Origin of the sequence: Terriglobus roseus DSM 18391, assembly GCF_000265425.1 — a bacterium.
Lineage (GTDB): Bacteria > Acidobacteriota > Terriglobia > Terriglobales > Acidobacteriaceae > Terriglobus > Terriglobus roseus.
In genome coordinates this window covers 1,081,525-1,099,670 of record NC_018014.1, presented here as the reverse complement: position 1 = coordinate 1,099,670, position 18,146 = coordinate 1,081,525, and the positions used below count along the sequence as shown (strand labels likewise).

Genomic DNA, 18,146 nt, shown 5'->3' with positions numbered 1-18,146 from the left:
CACACCTGGCTCTAACCTTCTCCTGCCGCTTTCACGGGCGGGTGAAGGCATCCCATGAGAACTCGCGCAGCACTACTCTTTCTCCTGTTGCTGACCTCGTTGCTCGAAGCACAGACGACGCCGACCACAAACCGCCAGGGCACCGCCGATCTGGGCATGTCATACGGCATCCGAATCGGTCCCGGCATGAACTCCGCCAGCGTGGGCGATGAGAGCTATCACAACAACGCCGAGCCGCATCGCAAGCGTGTACTGGCATGGATCGACATCAGCAACGGTTATCAGCATGACTCGGTCTCGCATGCGGTTGCGACGATCGAACGGCTTGGCTACGAGACTGGTGCCTACGACACCTTCATCCGCACCGACTCGCACGCGATCACCAAAGGCACAGTCACAGGCAGTGATGGCCAACCCCTCCTGTACGCAAAAAACTTGAATGACTTCGACGCGATCTTCTTCTTTGGCGTGCGTGAGATCGATCTGGCAGCGTCACAGAAGAAGGATCTTCTCGCGTTTGTCCATGATGACGGCAAAGGCTTTGTTGCAGCACACGCAGGCGCCACGGCCTTCTTCTCATGGCCCGACTTTGGCGAAATGTTAGGTGGCCGCTTCGACGAACATCCATGGGGCATTACGGATGCGCCGGTGCTCGTGGAAGACAACAACTTCCCCGGCATGACGAATCTGCCGCCTACCTTCCAACACATCGACGAGTACTACCAGATCAAAGATTTCTCGCGAGCCAGGGCCCACGTCCTTCTGCGATTGGACGTGTCGAAGCTGGACATGACAGTGCCGCTGGTGCACCACAAGGAGGCGGACTTTCCGCTGGCGTGGGCGAAGAGTTACGGCAAGGGTCGCGTCTATTATTCCGCGCTCGGCCACGATCCCAGTACCTGGGACGATCGCGCGGTGCAGCAGATGTACTTTGAGGCGCTGCGCTGGGCACTGCACCTGACGGATGCAGAGATCACGCCGCGACCGTTGCCGGCCGAAGCGAAGCCTCTACGATAAGCCGAGTTGCGAGAAGAGCGATTGGAAACGCGGATCGTCGCGAACGTTATCGAAACGCGGATCGATACGCAGCGTAATCAGTTCAAAGCAGCGATGCTGGAAGGCCAGTTCCAACCGCTCAAACCCCTCATCCATGCGGCCCAGTGAGAAGTAGATGAGCGCAAGTTCAAAGGGTGAGATGTAGCGCTTCTTCGATAGTTCGTTCAGGTCCTTCAACAGGCGCGATGCATCCTGCTTACGGCCCACGATCGCGTAAGTTCTTGCCAATGCACCGACGATGCGTGGACTCGGCGGCGACAGTTCAATCGCTCGCTGGAAAGCAGCGATGGCCTCCTCGAGTTCGCCACGTTGTTCCTGCACCAGGCCGAGTGTCCAATAGGCCGCGGAGAAGTGCGGATTCTGCTCGATGGTGTGATCGCACTGTTCGAGTGCCCTGTCGTACTCGCGACGAAAATGATAAATCTGCGCCATGTCGCGCGCGATGATGGATGACACCGGATCGAGGCTCTGCGCGATCATGATCTCCTGCAGCGCCTCGTCCAGCCGGCCCAGCGTGACCAGGCACGACATCGCAAACCAGTGATGCGCAACCGAATTTCGCGGATCGAGGCGGATCGCTTTGCGGAACTCCTTCTCCGATCCGGACCAATCCCAATCCTGGATCGCCTTTACGTGTGCCAGAGACGTATGCGCCTCGCTCGACTCGTCGTCGAGCAGCACAGCGTGCGAAGCGTTCGCAGCCGTCTTGGTCCACACTTCTGTCGGCGCAGCCACGCCGTAGTTGGCCATCAGCAACTGCGCATCCGACATGCCGGCGTAGGCCTTGGCAAAGCCTGGATCTTCTTCTGCTGCCTTGCCGAAGTACTCCATAGCCTTGCGCAGACCACTCTCCGTGCGCTGGTTGAACTGGTAGACGCCCTGCAGATACATGTTGTTGGCGGCCAGGTTGCCGACCTTCGTCCGCGGCCCGCCTGAGTCACCCACCAATTGCGGCATAACAGCGCCAATGACGGTGGCGGCAATCTCTTCCTGCAAGGCGAAGACATCGTCATAGCGACGGTCGATGGACTCTGACCACAGAATGCTGCCGCGCATAGTGTCGGTCATCTGCATGGTGATGCGCATCGTGCCCTGGGCCGTTCGTACCGTGCCGCCGATGAAGACGGCCGCCTCTTCCAGGCTCTCCTGCCGCGTGGACGATTCGTCCATCACGACGATGGAGTCGACCTTCGACAGCGCGTGCACGATCTCACTGGCGAGGCCGCGGCAGAATGAGCTTTCTGCCCCGTTCGGGCTGCAGTCTTCAAAGGCGCGAACAGCGACGGTGTTGCGGCTGACCAGCGCGGGCACGTGCGGCCGCTTGACCGGCGACGGATCCACCTGGCGAAACGTGGGTGCGTAGCCCCCTTTTGGCATCTCGATGACGAGATCGTCTGCCTGGCCCTCTTCGCGATAGTACGTCTGCAACCGTATGCGCAGGCGCCGCGCCTGCACGCGCACGATTGGATCCATGCGCGGATCAAAGCTGTCGCTCTTCCCGAAGACATCGACCCCGATGGGGTATTCCTTCAACTGATCGCCGCGCCCGGCCAGCGACTCGTCGACGATGAAGCCAAGGAAGCGCTGCAATCGGTCGCCCTGGCGGAACGACTTACTGCTGATGATCTTATGAAGCTGGCTGCGAACCGCCTCATCAAAGGTAGATTTTTCTTTCACGATTTGGGTCTTCGCCGGCACCGCACAATACTAATGGAACTTACAAAGAAAACGCTCTGGGTCGCAGCAAAACATGCCCGCGGAACGTGCGAACACCGTTACACCGTTGTACCGGCATAGGCCCGACCTTAGAATCATCACGCTATGGTCCCCACAATTACTGACGCCCCGATTGTTCCCGCAAAGCCTTACGGCCACGTGTTGACGAAGGTTCCGGTCGCTCCCAAAGAGGGGTATCGCATCGCTGCCTATCAGCTTGTCGATTATCTCGAGCTGCTTGGCGTCGAGGTCGTCTTTGGTCTCTGCGGACACACGGTCATCGCGGTACTGGATGCGCTGGGCAAAAATCCCAAGGTGAAATTCATCACCACGCGTCACGAGCAGACGGCGGCACACGCTGCCGATGGGTATGCGCGCGCCTCGGGCAAAGTAGGTGTCGTCCTAAGTCACTTAGGCCCGGGACTTACGAACGCGGCCACCGGTGTTGCGAACGCGGCACTCGATTCCGTGCCGATGGTTGTCATCGCGGGCGATGTGCCGTCGTACTACTACGGCAAGCATCCGCACCAGGAGATCAACCTGCACGCCGACGCGGATCAGAGCCAGATCTACCGGCCCTTCTGCAAGCGTGTGTACCGCGTAGACCGAGTGGAAGATCTGCCACGTGCGATCGAACGCGCCTTCTATCTCGCGCAATCGGGCCGTCCAGGTCCTGTGCTGGTCGATGTACCGATGGATATCTTCTCCGCCGATTTGAAGGAAGGTTCGTTCTCGAAGACGCCGCCAAAACTCAGCAAGCAGGCGATCGATCCCGACTCCGTCGAATACATCATCAACGCGCTCGCGACTGCCGAGCGGCCCGTACTCTACGCCGGTGGCGGTGTGATCTCGGCCAAGGCAACGAAGGAACTGCAAGCCCTCGCCGAATCGCTCGAACTACCCGTGGCGCACACGCTCATGGGCAAGGCCTGCATGCCGGAAAAGCATCCGCTGCTGATGGGACAGACCGGCTTCTGGGGCATCCCCGTCTCCAATGAAATGTGTCGCGAAGCCGACCTGATCCTCGCCGTCGGCACACGCCTGGCCGAGGCCAACTCAAGCTCTTGGGAGCCGGATTTCACCTTCGACAACCCACGCCTCATCCACATCGACATCGATATCCCGGAGATTGGACGGAACTACCAGACAGAGCTGGGTGTCATCGCCGACGCAAAGGTCGCACTCGCCGAACTCGCTCGCGCCGCACAGGGCCGCAAGCACGTCGAACGGCCCGGCATGCGCGAGAAGATCGCCAAAGCACGTAAGGAATTCAGCGACCTGTGGGCCGATGAATGGACTTCTGAGCAGTTCCCGCTACGACCTGAGCGCATCCTTGCCGAACTGCGCAAGGCGGTGCCGGACGACGGCTTCATCGTCACCGACGTGGGCTGGAATAAAAATGGCGTCGCACAGCAATTCGACTTCCCTGTCCCGGGCACCTTCATCACACCCAGCGGACTTGCCACCATGGGCTTCGGACCCGCAGCCGTCCTCGGCGTGAAATACGCGCAACCGCACCGCGTGGCACTCGCACTCATCGGCGACGGCGCGTTCAGCAGTAATCCCGGTATCGTCGCAACGGCCATGGAAGCAGGCCTTGCCTGCATCTGGTTAGTGATGGATAACTCAGCATTCGGCACGATCGCAGGCCTCGAGAAGATGCACTACGGCTGGAGCTTCGGCTGCCTCTTCGAGTGCAACGGCAAAACGTATAACGTGGACTACGCCGCTATCGCACGGGCCTACGGCGCACGCGGCGTCGCCATCAAATCCGCCGCAGAGCTGGGACCAGCACTGGAAGAAGCGATCGCCTCTGGCATGCCCACTGTCATTCAGGTGCCGATGGAGAACGCGCCCACACCGACACCGGGCCACTGGAACATCAACGACATCTACCGTAACGGAGAGTAAGTCCGATCTATTTTCAAACCAGGAGGCGAAGGATTATCCCTTCGCCTCTTGGTTTACCTACCCTAAAGATTTAAGCGATTCAACGCCCTAGCACTGCTTGCAACCCGTCTCACGCGTAAGGCTCAGCAGAATCGTCGACATCGTAAGCCACCCCACCATCAGCAGAAAAGCAACCTCATAGGCATGCACCCCATACACATGCGCGCCCTTGATGAGTTGCCCCGTCCAGTGACGGTCCAGCACCGCGCCAATGGCAGGCGTTAACAACGTGGGACCAATCATGTTGCCGATATTGACCGTGCCGGAGATTGACCCAAGATACTGCGGCGGTACCGACTCCTTGGCATAAGCGAACCCGATCACCACAGACCCGCTGGCCATACTGGTAATCGCCGCAATCGCAATGAAACCAGCGAGCGGCAGCTTCGGCGTGTAGAACATCGCAACCCACCCCAGCAGCGCGAGGAACACCCCGGCAACATAGATCGGCTTACGGCGGCCAATCCGATCCGACAACGCACCGCACAGGGGGCTCGCCACAGCCCAGCACACAATCATCACCGAGCAGACCTCCGCCGCGGTCGTCTGTTGCAGCCCGAAGCGCGAGCGCAGGTAAGGTGATCCCCAAAGCCCCGTGAACGACAAAATCGACCCAACAATGCCGCCCTGCGCGAGGAAGATCAGCCACGTATTCCGAAAGCCGAAGATACGCCCGAAGCCACGCAGCCGTTCCACGAACGACGCGTCCCCCTGGTGAACGTCCGTGGGTGCATAGGTAGCGAAGCCCGCGTTCACCGGATCATTCTTCACGAAGAAGAAGGCCAGCAGACCAATGCTGAGAACAACCACGGCCGAGCCAAAAACAACGGGTCGCCAGCCAAAGCTCTGAATGGCCAGACGCAGCGGCACCTGCGCAAACAACGCGCCAAGATTCCCGAAGAGCAGTCCCAGGCCCGACAGCATCGCGAAGCGCTTCGCCGGAAACCAGTGAGTCGCCAGCGTCAGCAGCGTGACCCAACCGACTGCCGAAGCGGCGCCAATGATCAGCCGGCCAAGGCAGGCCAGCGCAAAGTTATCCGTCGATGCGAAGAGCAGCGTGCCCACCGCCGCCGCGATCGAGCCACTGATCAACAGCTTGCGTGCACCCCACGAGTCGATCAGGATGCCCGTCGGGATCTGCATCGCAAGGTACGAGTAGTAGTAGAACGCCGACAGATTCCCCAGGCTTGCCGCACCGATCGAGAAGGTACGCATCAGTTCGTCGGTCATGACCGCCGGCGACACCCGCTGATAGAAACCCGAGAGATAGAACGTAGCGGCCAATGCCCAGATAGACCAGGAGAGCCAGGCGGGCGGATAGCTGCGACCGGCACTGTCCGGAGCCGCAGGGGAAGCGTGTGTCGTCTTCTGTACGATCAAAATCCCGTCGTTTCTGTTGGTCGCTAGTTGATCGAGAACCACCGTAAACAAAGGGCTCCCAGAGTGCCACCAACCGTATCACTGCCCTGAAATCGGCAGCAAGAAAGGAACGGTATCGCCACGGTAGAAACCGTCCCGCGACCGCATGGCGCTGCTAACCTTGGCATCAAGATTTTTGTGCCTGGTCGATTCGCATTACGCTTGGTCAACTGCGTCGCAGCCGCTCGTCCGGGCTGACTCCGATGCGGCAAACGCGGAACGTGCAAAACAGGATGGAGACCGCATGACAGAGCCCTGGCGAACAGGCATTACCACATACGACGAAAAGAACATCTGGGTCGGCGGCTATGCAATAGGCGACCTGATGCAAAGGGCCACCTTCGCCGAGACGATCTTCCTTCTGCACGCGGGCCGCTTGCCCAGCAAGGAGGAGGGCAAACTTCTGGATGCCATCCTTATTTCGTCCGCAGACCACGGTCCCGGCTCACCTTCAGCAGCAACCGCACGACTCGCCTGCTCTGGCAATCGCGGGTCCGTCTCCTCTGCAATCGCCGCAGGCATTCTCGCCATCGGTGATCAGCACGGCGGCGCCGGCATGGAGTGCATGGAAGTTATCGCAGAAGGTGTAGCAATTGCGAAGAGCGAAGACCTTACGCTGCAAGAGGCAGCGGAGAAGCTCGTCGACAACTACCGTGCGCGTGGTGCACGCGTCGCAGGCATGGGGCATCGCCAGCACACCAGCGACCCGCGTAAGGAAGTCCTCTTCGGCATGGCGGAGAGCTATGGCCTCGCAGGCGACGGCGTGAAATTCATGCTCGCACTTGAAGACGCTGTCGCCGCCAAGGTCAAGCCGCTACCGATCAACATTGACGGCGTGCTCGCTGCCATCCTCTTCGATCTCGGCTTCCCGCCGCTCATGGGCAGGCTCATCTTCATCATCGGCCGTACGGCAGGCCTCAGCGCAGAGGTAGCCGAAGAACTCGCGCGTGAGAAGGCCATGCGCATCAAGGTACCCGTAACGTACGACGGCCCGGCACCACGCAAACTGCCTTAAACAGATCCACCGTAGTCAGGAGCATAGGAATGGCACCGAAAGTCATCACGGAAGAGCAGAAGGAACAGATCGCAGAGATGGTGGCTCGCGCCAAAGTCGCACTGGATGCCATCAAGGACTACGACCAGCCAAAAGTCGACCGCCTGTGCCAGGCCCTTGGATGGGCCGTCGCGAATGAGACGACCTTCACGCGCCTCTCCAATAAGAGCATCGATGAGAGCGGCCTCGGCGATCGCGAGACGCGACCCGGCAAGCGCACCAAGGTCGTCGGTGTTCTGCGTGACGTGCTGCGGCAGAAGAGCATGGGCATCATCGAAGAGATTCCTGAAAAAGGCATCGTCAAATACGCCAAGCCAGTCGGCGTCATCGCGGCACTCGTCCCCGTGACCAACGCCGCGTTGACGGAGATCGTCACCGGCATCTTCACCATCAAGGCGAAGAACGTAGCCATCTTCGCGCCACACCCGGCAGCGAAGAACACCACCATCGAAACCGTCAACATCATGCGCGAAGTACTGAAGCGCGAAGGCGTACCAGAGGATGTCTTCCAGGTCATCGAGAAGCCCAGCATCCCCGTCGCCAACGAACTGATGGCATCGTGCGACCTCACCGTAGCAACCGGCGGCCCAGCGATGGTGAAGGCGGCCTACAGCTCCGGCAAGCCTGCCTACGGCGTCGGCGCCGGCAACGCCACCATGGTCTTCGACGAAACCACCATCGCCGAAGAGGCCGCGAGGAACACGCGCATCAGCAAGGCGCATGACAACGGCTCCGGCTGCTCCTCTGACGGCAACCTTGTCGTCGAAGCCACGGTCTATGACCGCGTGCTGCAGTGTCTGCAGGATGAGGGCGGCTATCTCGTCTCACCGGAGGAGAAGATCAAGCTGCAGGCAATCATGTGGGATGACGAACGCCATCGCACCGCGCCCACCATTGCCCGCGCAGCAAGCGTGATTGCAGAACTTGCCGGCTTCTCCATCCCCGAGGGCAAGCGCTTCCTCATCGTGCCGGAGACCGGCATCGGCAAAGACTATCCCTTCTGCAGCGAGAAGCTCTCGCCCGTCCTCGCAATCTTCAAGTACGACGGATGGGACAACGCGCTGAGGATGGTGACCGATATCTACAAGGTCGGCGGCCGAGGCCACTCTGTCGGCATCTATTCCTTCAACGATGAGCACATCGATGAACTGGCACGCATGGCGCCCGTCAGCCGCATCACCGTGCGGCAGCCACAATCCCGAGCCAACTCCGGATCGTTCAACAACGGACTGGCCATGACGTCCAGCATGGGATGCGGCATCTGGGGCGGCAACATCACCAATGAGAACGTCGTGCTGAAGCATTACATGCAGACCACCTGGGTCAGCCGGCCCATCGCCGAGGACCGCCCACCAGACGAGGAAATCTTCGGCGAGTTCTACAACTCAAAGACCTACTGATCTCAGCAAACAAGCAAAGGGGTCTGTGCGCAAGCAGCACACAGGCCCCTTTGCCATGAACGAAAGCGACGACCAACCGATCGAACCCAAAAGGAAGGACCTGTGCGTTACCGCGCAGGTCCCTTTAGGCAAAAGTCGAGAATGAGTTAGTAGAGATACTTCAAAGCGAACTGCATGATGCGCGGATCCCCTGCCGTCGTGATCTGACCACGCGTACTGCTGTTCAACGCAGAACTGGGATTGCCGAAGACCGTCTCATTCGGGACGTTAAATACCTCCCAGCGAAACTGCATCTTGGTCGACTCGTAAACCCGGAACTCACGAGTGAGTGCCATGTCCAATTGATAGCTGGGCAGACCGTGAATCGTGTTGGGGCGGTTGAGCGCATAGACACCCGAAGCCGGCGCACTGAAATTCGCCGTCGACAGGTCCAGGTAGTTAACCGCCGTCGTTGACTGCAGCTTGGTCACCGCACCGTAAGGACTGCCAGTCTGGATGGCGATCTGATTGCCAATGCCGGTCAGTGCGTTATCCACGCCTGTCGTAACGCTGAAATAGCCGCCGCTCCGCGCGGTGAAGATGGTAGACAATCCCCAGCCGCCTAGGAACGCATTGGTGTAGCGCTCCTTGTAATGCTGCGGATTCAAAATCAACGACAGATTCGCCACGTTCCGGCGCTCCTGATCGCAGTTCGAATAGCTGGCCTGACGGTTGCCAGGAATCACATACGAAGGCCCCGTCAACTCCGTGGTGTACGCATCGCTCAGGCAATGCGAATAGGTGTAATTTGCCACCACATTCATCATCTTCGCGCGGCGATTCACAGACAGCAGCATGCCGTTGTAGTTCGCAATGCCGCCATCATCCAACTGGCCGATCGTTCCATAGAACGCGCCCTGCGTCGGATTAGCCAGGAACAACTGGCGACGGATGTTGGTGTTTCCCGTCGTCGAGCAGGCACCGCTGGTCGGCTGCGATGCCGTGGGGATGGGGCCACAACCCGTCCTCGACGCATTTCCATTGCCCGGGATATAAACGCCCGGATTCGCCTCGTATGACGTGGTCAGGTGACGTGTCTGATTGCCGATGTAAGTGGCCGCGAACAGGAACGTCTTGTACTGCTTCTGAACACTCAGGTTGTACTGCTGCAGATACATCTGTTTCAGGTTTAGCGGCGTGTTGACGTACACACCGTTCTGCACAAACGTTGTTCCGGAATTCAGATTCAGCAACCCTGGGAACGGATTGGTTCCGGTGTGGTTCGTGCTGTTGTATTCCGCATACGGATTCGCAAAGTTGGTGCTTCCCAGCGTGATCGTCTGGCCCCACGGCGGCGAGTTAGAATACCGCGTGTCGAAGAACATCTGCGGAGAATCGAAGAAGATACCGTAGCCGCCACGAATGCTCATGGTTCCATCTTCCGAAGGATCCCAGACAAATCCAACGCGAGGCTGGAAACCGCTGAAGATCTTACCTTTGTTGTAAGAGCGTCCGGGATACCCTGCATCCCCGGGAAAAATCAAACCCGCTGGAGCATTTGTGTAAACAGAACTCTTCTGCCCTGCGTTGAATCGGGCAATATCGAAATTCTGCGCATGCGAATTCACGTTGTAGAACGGGATATACGGCTCCCAACGCAGACCATAGTTCACCGTAAAGCTGGGCTTAACCTTCCAGGAGTCCTGCGCGTAGAACGCCACGTAGTGCCACCGGTCGTTCTCATAATCTGCAGCGCCTTGGCTGAACGCGCCCACGCTACCGGTCAGAAAATCCGCATACCCCACGACCTGCGACCCGGTGGCTCCCAGAATCGTTCCGTTAAAGGTGAATGCGCTGTTCGTGGGACGGTTGTTCACCGTGTTCATGTAGGCAAACAGGTATTGGCCACCAAAGGCGAACGAGTGCCGACCATGGACGTAACTGATGTCATCCGTAACCTGGTACTTCACGGTGTTGAAATACCCGGGATTATTGCCACCCTGCCCCAGCGCGAAGCCATTGGTTACACTGACCCCCATGAAGCCCCGCAGTGAGGGTGTGGTGTAAACATTGGAGCCAATCGACTGCGCATCGAAGAACGGCGCCAGCGAGCGCAGTCCAATGGTCCGGTCAGCCGTCAGGCGCAGCGAATTGACCATGTTGCTTGTGACAATGGTCGTGTGGCCCAGCGTCAGAGCCTGCACCTCGTTGTACTGCCCCACGGCATTCGCGGTAAGTACGTTGCCAGGACTTACAACGATCGGTGCGCTGTAACGCGCGTTGATGTAGCGGGCAAAGATCGACTGCTTATCGTTGATCGTGTAATCCACCCGGCCAACCGCTTGCTGATTTGACGAGTTGCCCTGCAACGGGACGTTGATGCGTCCGCAAGGATCCGTGTCGGGTGAGATGGGGATACCAGCTTTGATTGCAGCAAGCGCCTGCGCGCTGAACTGCGCCGGATTGATCCTGTTGCCAACCACCGTGACCGCCGGCGTCGCACCACCTGCAGCAACGCTCCGAAGTACCGTGCTGCCTGGAGTCTGGCCATAACAATTTTTCGGTGAGGCGGCCGTGCTGGTCTGAGGATCGGTGTAGTTGATCGAAGCCGCGAAGTCGCCGTTCAGCATCGCCTGCGTCGGCACACGCACCGTATTCGTCGGCGGATTCGAACGGTTGATGGTGCTCTGGTACCCACCAAAGAAGAACATCTTGTTCTTCATGACCGGGCCGCCAATCGTGCCGCCAAATTGGTTCCGCTTGAGACTGTCCCGCGTCTTGATGCGATTCGTGGTACCGATTGGCGTTTGATAACCAAAGTAGTTCGCCGCATTAAACATGTAGTTACGAACAAACCAGAACGCCGCACCATGAAAGTTATTCGTGCCACTGCGCGTAATCGCGTTAATCGCGGCGGACGCGTGGTTTCCATACTGCGCCGGCAAAGAACTCGTCTCGGACTTGAACTCCTGCAGCGCATCCGGAAAAGGCAGCGGCAGATTCAGATTGTTGAAGACGTCATTATGATTCGCTCCATCCAGAACGTATGCCACACCATTCGCCAGGCCTCCCGCGACTGAGATAGTAATGGTCGGAAAATTCTTGTTGGTATTCAAGTCGCCCGCGGGCGCCGTGGTGGTTGCGCCAGACAGTGCGATGAGTTGTGTTGGATCACGGCCGTTCAGCGGCAGCTCCACCACCTGGGTCTTGTCGATGACCTGACCAATACCATTGCTCACCGTCTCGACCTGTACTCCACCAGAGGTCTGTACCGTCACCTCTTCGGTTTGGGAACCAATGGAAAGCTTGACGTCATACGTCGGGTTACTGCCGACCTGCAGCTCAATACCGGTTACCGTGTAGCCCTGAAAGTTAGGCGCGGACACCTGCAGTTTGTACGGCCCAAGAGGCAGATCGGTTGCGGTATAAGTACCCGACCCGCTTGTCTTCACCGTGCGCACCAGTCCGGTGTCGGTCTGCGTTAGCGTAACGACCGCATCGGGCACAGAGGCGCCCGTCGGGTCCTGCACTGTACCGACGATCTGGGAAGTATTGAGTGATTGCGCCATAACCGGCGCGCAGCTTGCAATAACGGCTGCACAGGTTAGGAGCGTGCGGGTGAATCTCATGGATCTTGCCTCCAAAGGGTAATGCCGAGTTACACGGAAGCGGCCTTGCTCTATCCGTTTCGCGATCACGCGGGGCCATGTGTTGGGGACACAGGAAAGCCCGTTGCTTGATCGGACGGGATGCTAGGCTTCACGAAAAAATGAAGTCAATGAACTTACCGTGTTGACACCGTTCGTCGCAGCGTTACAACTTAGCCGCCTGCTAGCATCACGACCGGCGGAGACACGCCCGCAAGCGCGTCGCGAAAGCCGACGACGGATGCAAGGAGAAGCAATGTTTTCTGGCAGAGTTCTAACGCTCACGATGGCGATGACAGTGGCGCTCGCCATGCCGATCCTGGGGTCGGCACAGGCACCGGCAACAACCGATACAGGTTGCCCCGCACCCGGCGCGCGCGGACCGCGTCCCGGAGGCCTTGGCGGTCCCGGAGGTGCTGGCGGTCCTGGTGCTGGAGCAGCAAGACCGCAAGGGCCACCGCCTGAATTTACAGAAGCACCGGCAGGCTCGCCGAAGAAGCATCTCCTCATCTGGGCCGACACACGCAACGGTATCGCTCAGCACGATATCGGTCACGCCATCGCCATCATTGAAGAACTTGGCTATAAGTCCGGCGCGTATGACACATGGATCCGCACCGACTCCAACATCATCTCGCGCCATCCAAAGATGACCACCGGTGAACCCGCAAGTGGTGGTCCCAGCCTTTGTAACGTCGATGCCATCTTCTTCATGGGGCATCGCGAGATCGAACTGTCCACCGAACAGAAGACGGACCTTCTATGGTTCGTCCACGACGCAGGCAAGGGCTTTGTCGCGGCGCACGTGGGTGACACTGCGTTCCTCTCATGGCCTGAGTTTGGCGAGATGCTCGGCGGCCGCTTCGACCAACATCCCTGGGGCACCATCGAAGGCAGCGTCATCGTCACCGATCCAAAGTTCCCAGGCCTGAGCCAATTCGGTCCCAGCTTCACCATCCGCGACGAGTTCTATCAAAGCAGCGGCTTCTCACCGGACAAGAGCCGCGTGCTGATGCGCCTCGACACCACGAAGATCGACAAGACCAAGGCACGCGGCATGCAGGCTGCGGACTACCCATACGCCCTCGCATGGGCGAAGATGTACGGCAAGGGCCGCGTCTTCTACGCGACCTTCGCACACGCGCCGTCGACATGGGATAACCCAAAGATTCAGGAGATGTATCTGCAGGCCATCAAGTGGTCGCTGGGCGAGATCGAAGCGGATGTAACACCCCTGAAGATGCCACCGCCCACACCCGATGCTCTTCCAACACCCGCGGCCATTGGAACTCCGCAGTAGACACATCTCGTCATGTCGTAATAGAGAAGGGCCACCCGAGAGTGGCCCTGCTTGTTGCTTGCAATCGACTTACTTCGACTTACCGGCCTTGACCGCCGACTTACTTGCTGCGCCCTTCGGCAAAGCAAATGCAACAACAGCGTCCGCAACCGGATCTCTCAGGAACCCTCCACCGGCGGCGGAGACGACCACATACTGCCGTCCATTCTTACCCAGATATGTCGCAGGGACCGAGTGCGCCGGTGCGTCCACCTTTACCGACCAAAGCTCCTTCCCCGTCTTCGAATCGAAAGCACGGAACTTACCATCAACCGTCGCGCCGATAAAGATAAGTCCGCCCGCCGTATTCATGCCGCCACCAAGATTCGGTGTCCCGGTCTTCAGCCCCTTCGCCTCTAACTCATCGAAGGCACCCAGCGTAGAGCGCCATGCGATGTCCCCGGTGTTCACGTTTACAGCAACCAACTCGCCCCACGGCGGAGGCGCGCAGGAGTAGCGCGTATCGGCCTGCCAGAACCGCTGCCCCTCCGGCGTCGTCTTGCTGTACTGCATGGCACCCGGCTTCGGTGCAGCAGCGCGGTCGGCAAACTCCTGATCATTCGCAGGCGCTCCTGCAGCTGGCGGCCCGCCTTCACGTGGTGGCCCACCGGCTCCGCGTGGCGGTCCTCCAGCACCCGGCGGCCGCCCAAAGCGCGCAGCGCCCAAAGCAATGTGTCCCCACTGTCCCGCATTCATCACGTTCGTGTAAACCAGACCAAGCTTCGGGTTATACGACACACCATTCCAGTTGCCACCACCCACCGCGCCCGGAAACTCAACGACATCCTGGTTCAGCAGCCATGCATTGAACGGCTTCGCGTCCTGTAACTTGTACTTCTGCCACAGACCTTCGCAGTAAGTGGTCAAGCTATCGGTAATATTCTTCGGCAGCTCCTCATGCGTCATACTGATGCGCGCAATCGGTTCCGGCTTGATCGGAAACGGCTGCGTCGGCGACGACTTCTCACCCGGCACATTGCTCTGCGGCACCGGCCGCTCTTCCATGCCAAAGATCGGTGTTCCATCCCGCCGGTCGAAGATATACATCAGCCCCGTCTTGCCCATATGCACCACGGCGGGAACCGTCTTTCCCTTCTGCTTCACCTCAACCAGCGCCGGCGCAGCAGAAGAGTCAAAATCCCAAAGGTCATGGTGCACCAACTGGCGGAACCACTTCAGCTTGCCCGTGTTCGCATCCAGCGCCACCAGCGACGTGCCATACAGCGTGTCGCCCGGGCGATTGATACCGACGTAGTCCGGCGACGGTGGCGCGGTCGGCACGAACGCGATGCCCAGCTTCTCATCGACCGTGATGTAACCCCACACATTGACGCCGCCCGTCGTCTTCCACGCATCGTTCTCCCACGTCTCGTGGCCTGGCTCGCCCGGCTGCGGCACCAGGTTAAAGCTCCACACCATCTTCCCGGTCTTCGCATCCCAGGCACGCACATACTTATCCATCGTTGGCAGGATCAGCATGCCCTTATAGATCGCCGGAGGCGAGGTCATCTTTGTCTTGATATCGACATATCCGCCATCGCCAAACTCCGGCACCGGCTTGCCAGTCTTCGTGTCGAGCGCAACGATGCGACCACCACTCACCGCTCCAATGATGCGCGGTGCCGCCTCCTTATCGCCCGGCCAGTAGGTCACACCGCGCGTCGTCGTGTCCGTCGCAGCAAACTTCCAGATCTGCTCGCCCGTGACAGCATCCACGGCGAAGTAGCCATTCGGCGATGACAGGTAGACCACCGACTCCACAACAACCGGAGTCACCTCATTCTGCGAGTCGCCGCCCGTGTGAAACGTCCACGCCCGCTCCAGCTTCGACACGTTAGCGGCATTAATCTGCGTCAGATTCGAGAATCTGGAGGAACCCTGATCCTGTCCGTAAGAGGCCCAGTTCGCCTGTGCTCCTGCGGTTGCTACGGTGAGGAATACTGCTGCGGTCGCGATACTTACGGGATGTCGGCTGGCCATGTCTCTCTCTAAATCCAGCGGTACAGAGTCGCCAGATGTCTATTCAATGGAGCGGCTCAGGATAAACGGCACCAGAGCAAAGAGCGACGATGTAACCGTAGCGAACCGGAGCACGCTCCCCGCGCGCAACGTTATACTGGCCGCCCGGAGAAGACACCATGGCAGAAGGCGTCACACACATCGTCCCAACCACCTCAGGCCCTGCGCTGCAGGACGGCGTAGTCACCGTCGAAGCCCTGCAGGCTGAGGGCGCTGCCCCCGGCGCAACCGCCTACGTTCACTACAACGGCCCCACGAACCAGCTCACCACCCTGTGCTCTGGCATGTGCGTGCTCGAACCTGGCGCCTCGCCGCATCCGCCGCATCAGCATCCGGAAGAAGAAACCATGATCGTCGCCGAAGGCACGGGCGAGATCACCGTCGACGGCAAGACCACATCCGTCGGCCCGGGCGCCATCATGTACACCGCCGCCAACACCTGGCACGGCATCGTCAACACAGGCAAGACACCCATGACCTTCTACTTCTCAAAGTGGCTCGCAAGGGGATCTGAGGCCCCAACCGCCTGACCGCCGTCGTCCATCGGATCGACTTCGCCCGGCATCCAGAACCGCGTTAGCCGTAGGGCGGCATCAAACTGCGCCTGTCGCCGGCGTTGCGCAGCGCGATAATGGATACAGGACTATGCGCCGCGCCATCCTCATCGCCGCCACGCTGCTGCTGCCCATCGCGCTGACGGGCTGCAAGCGCAAGGTCAGCAACAAGCCCATCGGCAAGACCGTGCAGATCCACGTCCCTCTGGGCCTTCCCGCGCTGCCCATCCCCGCTGACAATCCGCCCACGGCAGAGACTATCGCGCTCGGCCGCAGGCTCTTCTACGACACCCACGTCTCCGTCGACAACACGCTCTCCTGCGCCTCCTGCCACGATCCCAAGGCCTACTTCACCGATGGCAAAAACGTCTCCACCGGCGTGCGCGGCTCACTTGGCACCCGCAATGCGCCAACGATCCTGAACGCGGCATACCTGCCCTTCCAGTTCTGGGACGGCCGCGCCATCACGCTGGAACAGCAGGCCGCCTTCCCCATCGCCAACCCGGTCGAGATGAGCCAGCCTCATGCAGCCGATGTCAGCAAACTGGGCGACGACCCTCAGTATCGCTCCATGTTCAAGAGCGCCTTCGGCACGGACGACGTCAACATCGAGCGCGTCGAGGAAGCTCTCGCCAGCTTCGAACGCACCGCCCTCACCGGCAACTCTGCCTTCGATCGCTACCAGTACGGCGGCGACAAGACCGCGCTCACACCCGCGCAGCTTCGCGGCTTCATGGTCTATCTCGATCCCACGCGCGGCAACTGCGCATCGTGTCACTCGGTGGGCGCTCATGATGCCCTCTTCACCGACGGTGAGTTCCACAACACCGGCCAGGGCGTGAACGACAGTGGCAGCTTCAGCGACGTGGGCCGCTTCCACGAAACAAAGATCGCGACCGACACCGGCGCCTTCAAAACACCCACGTTGCGCAACATCGCAGGCACCGCACCGTATATGCACGATGGCGGTCTCAAGACGCTCAAGGCAGTCGTCGACTTCTACGCGGGCCAAGGCAACAGCAGCCCCTATCTCGACCCCGAGATGAAGAAGATCCATCTCACCGGGCAGGACCGCACCGACCTTGTAGAGTTTCTGCAATCATTGACGGGCGACGTTGCGCCGAATCTTGGGCCACCGGACAAGTAACCCTGCGCGTCACACACTTCAGGAGAACGAACCCTCGTGAAACCGACTTCCTTGTTCCGCCCCGCCGCAGCCCTCCTTTTCGCGGCATCCTTGCTCACCGGTTGTAAATCGACTCCGACAGAGACCACCAGACCCGACACCGCGACGACGCCGACTCCGGCAATTACGCCCGTCTTCACCGTCGACTCCGCCACCGCCGCAACAGTGACCGGCATCGTCAAGTACACCGGCGCAAAGCCGAAGCCAAAGCTCATCGACATGAGCAGCGATCCCACCTGCGTCGCCGCGCACAAGGGCAAAGCCTATGACGAGTCGCTCGTCGTCGGCGCAAAGAGCGGCCTCGGCAACGCCTTCGTCTTCATCGAAAAGGGCCTTGAGGGCAAGCACTTCGCCACACCCACCGCCGCCGTCACCATCGACCAGGCAGGCTGCTGGTTCCGTCCGCGCGTCCTTGGCCTGCAGACCGGCCAGACACTCGATATCGTGAACTCCGACCCTGTCACCCACAACATTCATCCCATGGCCACGGTCAATCACGAGTGGAATCACTCGCAGGGCCCAGGCGATCCGGCGATGCACCGCATCTTTAACAAGCCCGAAATCATGATCCCCGTGAAGTGCAATATCCACGACTGGATGCACGCTTTCATCGGCGTGGTCGATCACCCGTACTTCGCGACCACCAGGGATGACGGCACCTTCACGCTGCCCAACCTGCCGCCCGGCACCTACACGGTCACCGCGTGGCACGAAACGCTGGGTCGGCAATCCACGACCATCACCGTTCCGGCAAGCGGCAAAGCCGAGGCCAACCTGACCTTCGCGGCGAAATAACCAGGCTTGCACTCTTATGCGGCGAGGGGCTA

At 59.7% G+C, this 18,146-nt stretch carries 12 protein-coding genes; 8 read left to right on the top strand and 4 right to left on the bottom strand.

What is annotated here, in order from left to right:
* Window positions 1-54 precede the first annotated feature (54 nt).
* Complete coding sequence (locus TERRO_RS04790) at window positions 55-1,017, top strand: ThuA domain-containing protein (protein WP_014784869.1); 963 nt, start codon at window positions 55-57, stop codon at window positions 1,015-1,017.
* Here the strand turns inward: TERRO_RS04790 and TERRO_RS04785 are convergent.
* On the bottom strand, window positions 1,009-2,733 hold the full coding sequence (locus TERRO_RS04785; RefSeq protein ID WP_217164450.1) for a tetratricopeptide repeat protein: 1,725 nt from the start codon (window positions 2,731-2,733) through the stop codon (window positions 1,009-1,011). The two genes, TERRO_RS04790 and TERRO_RS04785, sit on opposite strands and share 9 nt — an antisense overlap.
* Before the next feature lie 144 nt (window positions 2,734-2,877).
* Between TERRO_RS04785 and TERRO_RS04780 the strand changes: the two genes are divergently transcribed.
* Window positions 2,878-4,683, top strand: coding sequence for a thiamine pyrophosphate-binding protein (locus tag TERRO_RS04780; protein ID WP_014784867.1), 1,806 nt, complete (start codon window positions 2,878-2,880; stop codon window positions 4,681-4,683).
* Between the two features lie 87 nt (window positions 4,684-4,770).
* Here TERRO_RS04780 and TERRO_RS04775 read toward each other — a convergent pair whose 3' ends face one another.
* Window positions 4,771-6,102, bottom strand: coding sequence for an MFS transporter (locus TERRO_RS04775; protein WP_217164448.1), 1,332 nt, complete (start codon window positions 6,100-6,102; stop codon window positions 4,771-4,773).
* Window positions 6,103-6,385: 283 nt separating this feature from the next.
* Between TERRO_RS04775 and TERRO_RS04770 the strand changes: the two genes are divergently transcribed.
* Window positions 6,386-7,156 carry a citryl-CoA lyase gene (locus TERRO_RS04770; protein ID WP_014784865.1) on the top strand — a complete coding sequence of 257 codons (771 nt, stop codon included), beginning with the start codon at window positions 6,386-6,388 and terminating at the stop codon, window positions 7,154-7,156.
* 29 nt (window positions 7,157-7,185) lie between these two features.
* Window positions 7,186-8,595, top strand: a complete 1,410-nt coding sequence (locus TERRO_RS04765) for an aldehyde dehydrogenase family protein (RefSeq protein ID WP_014784864.1) — start codon at window positions 7,186-7,188, stop codon at window positions 8,593-8,595.
* 146 nt (window positions 8,596-8,741) lie between these two features.
* On the opposite strand, the gene TERRO_RS04760 is transcribed toward TERRO_RS04765, so the two are convergent.
* Entirely contained in the window at window positions 8,742-12,203 is a 3,462-nt protein-coding gene (locus tag TERRO_RS04760) for a TonB-dependent receptor (protein WP_014784863.1), read from the bottom strand.
* Window positions 12,204-12,477: 274 nt separating this feature from the next.
* Here TERRO_RS04760 and TERRO_RS04755 point away from each other — a divergent pair, with 274 nt between their 5' ends.
* A complete protein-coding gene (locus tag TERRO_RS04755; RefSeq protein ID WP_014784862.1) occupies window positions 12,478-13,521 on the top strand; it encodes a ThuA domain-containing protein in 1,044 nt (347 codons plus the stop codon).
* 69 nt (window positions 13,522-13,590) lie between these two features.
* Here the strand turns inward: TERRO_RS04755 and TERRO_RS04750 are convergent, their stop codons facing one another.
* On the bottom strand, window positions 13,591-15,540 hold the full coding sequence (locus TERRO_RS04750) for an outer membrane protein assembly factor BamB family protein (protein WP_014784861.1): 1,950 nt from the start codon (window positions 15,538-15,540) through the stop codon (window positions 13,591-13,593).
* A gap of 158 nt (window positions 15,541-15,698) precedes the next feature.
* Here TERRO_RS04750 and TERRO_RS04745 point away from each other — a divergent pair, with 158 nt between their 5' ends.
* From TERRO_RS04745 to TERRO_RS04735, 3 genes are all read left to right on the top strand, one after another.
* On the top strand, window positions 15,699-16,109 hold the full coding sequence (locus TERRO_RS04745) for a cupin domain-containing protein (protein WP_014784860.1): 411 nt from the start codon (window positions 15,699-15,701) through the stop codon (window positions 16,107-16,109).
* A 115-nt stretch (window positions 16,110-16,224) separates the two neighbouring features.
* Window positions 16,225-17,280: a cytochrome-c peroxidase gene (locus tag TERRO_RS04740; RefSeq protein ID WP_014784859.1), complete on the top strand. Its 1,056-nt coding sequence runs from the start codon at window positions 16,225-16,227 to the stop codon at window positions 17,278-17,280.
* 36 nt (window positions 17,281-17,316) lie between these two features.
* Entirely contained in the window at window positions 17,317-18,114 is a 798-nt protein-coding gene (locus tag TERRO_RS04735; protein ID WP_014784858.1) for a carboxypeptidase regulatory-like domain-containing protein, read from the top strand.
* Window positions 18,115-18,146: the final 32 nt, after the last annotated feature.

Coding starts and splice junctions, on each gene's coding strand:
- TERRO_RS04740 (WP_014784859.1), top strand. CDS start 16,225: ATGCGCCGCGCCATCCTCATCGCCGCCACGCTGCTGCTGCCCATCGCG.
- TERRO_RS04780 (WP_014784867.1), top strand. CDS start 2,878: ATGGTCCCCACAATTACTGACGCCCCGATTGTTCCCGCAAAGCCTTAC.
- TERRO_RS04760 (WP_014784863.1), bottom strand. CDS start 12,203: ATGAGATTCACCCGCACGCTCCTAACCTGTGCAGCCGTTATTGCAAGC.
- TERRO_RS04755 (WP_014784862.1), top strand. CDS start 12,478: ATGTTTTCTGGCAGAGTTCTAACGCTCACGATGGCGATGACAGTGGCG.
- TERRO_RS04745 (WP_014784860.1), top strand. CDS start 15,699: ATGGCAGAAGGCGTCACACACATCGTCCCAACCACCTCAGGCCCTGCG.
- TERRO_RS04790 (WP_014784869.1), top strand. CDS start 55: ATGAGAACTCGCGCAGCACTACTCTTTCTCCTGTTGCTGACCTCGTTG.
- TERRO_RS04765 (WP_014784864.1), top strand. CDS start 7,186: ATGGCACCGAAAGTCATCACGGAAGAGCAGAAGGAACAGATCGCAGAG.
- TERRO_RS04770 (WP_014784865.1), top strand. CDS start 6,386: ATGACAGAGCCCTGGCGAACAGGCATTACCACATACGACGAAAAGAAC.
- TERRO_RS04750 (WP_014784861.1), bottom strand. CDS start 15,540: ATGGCCAGCCGACATCCCGTAAGTATCGCGACCGCAGCAGTATTCCTC.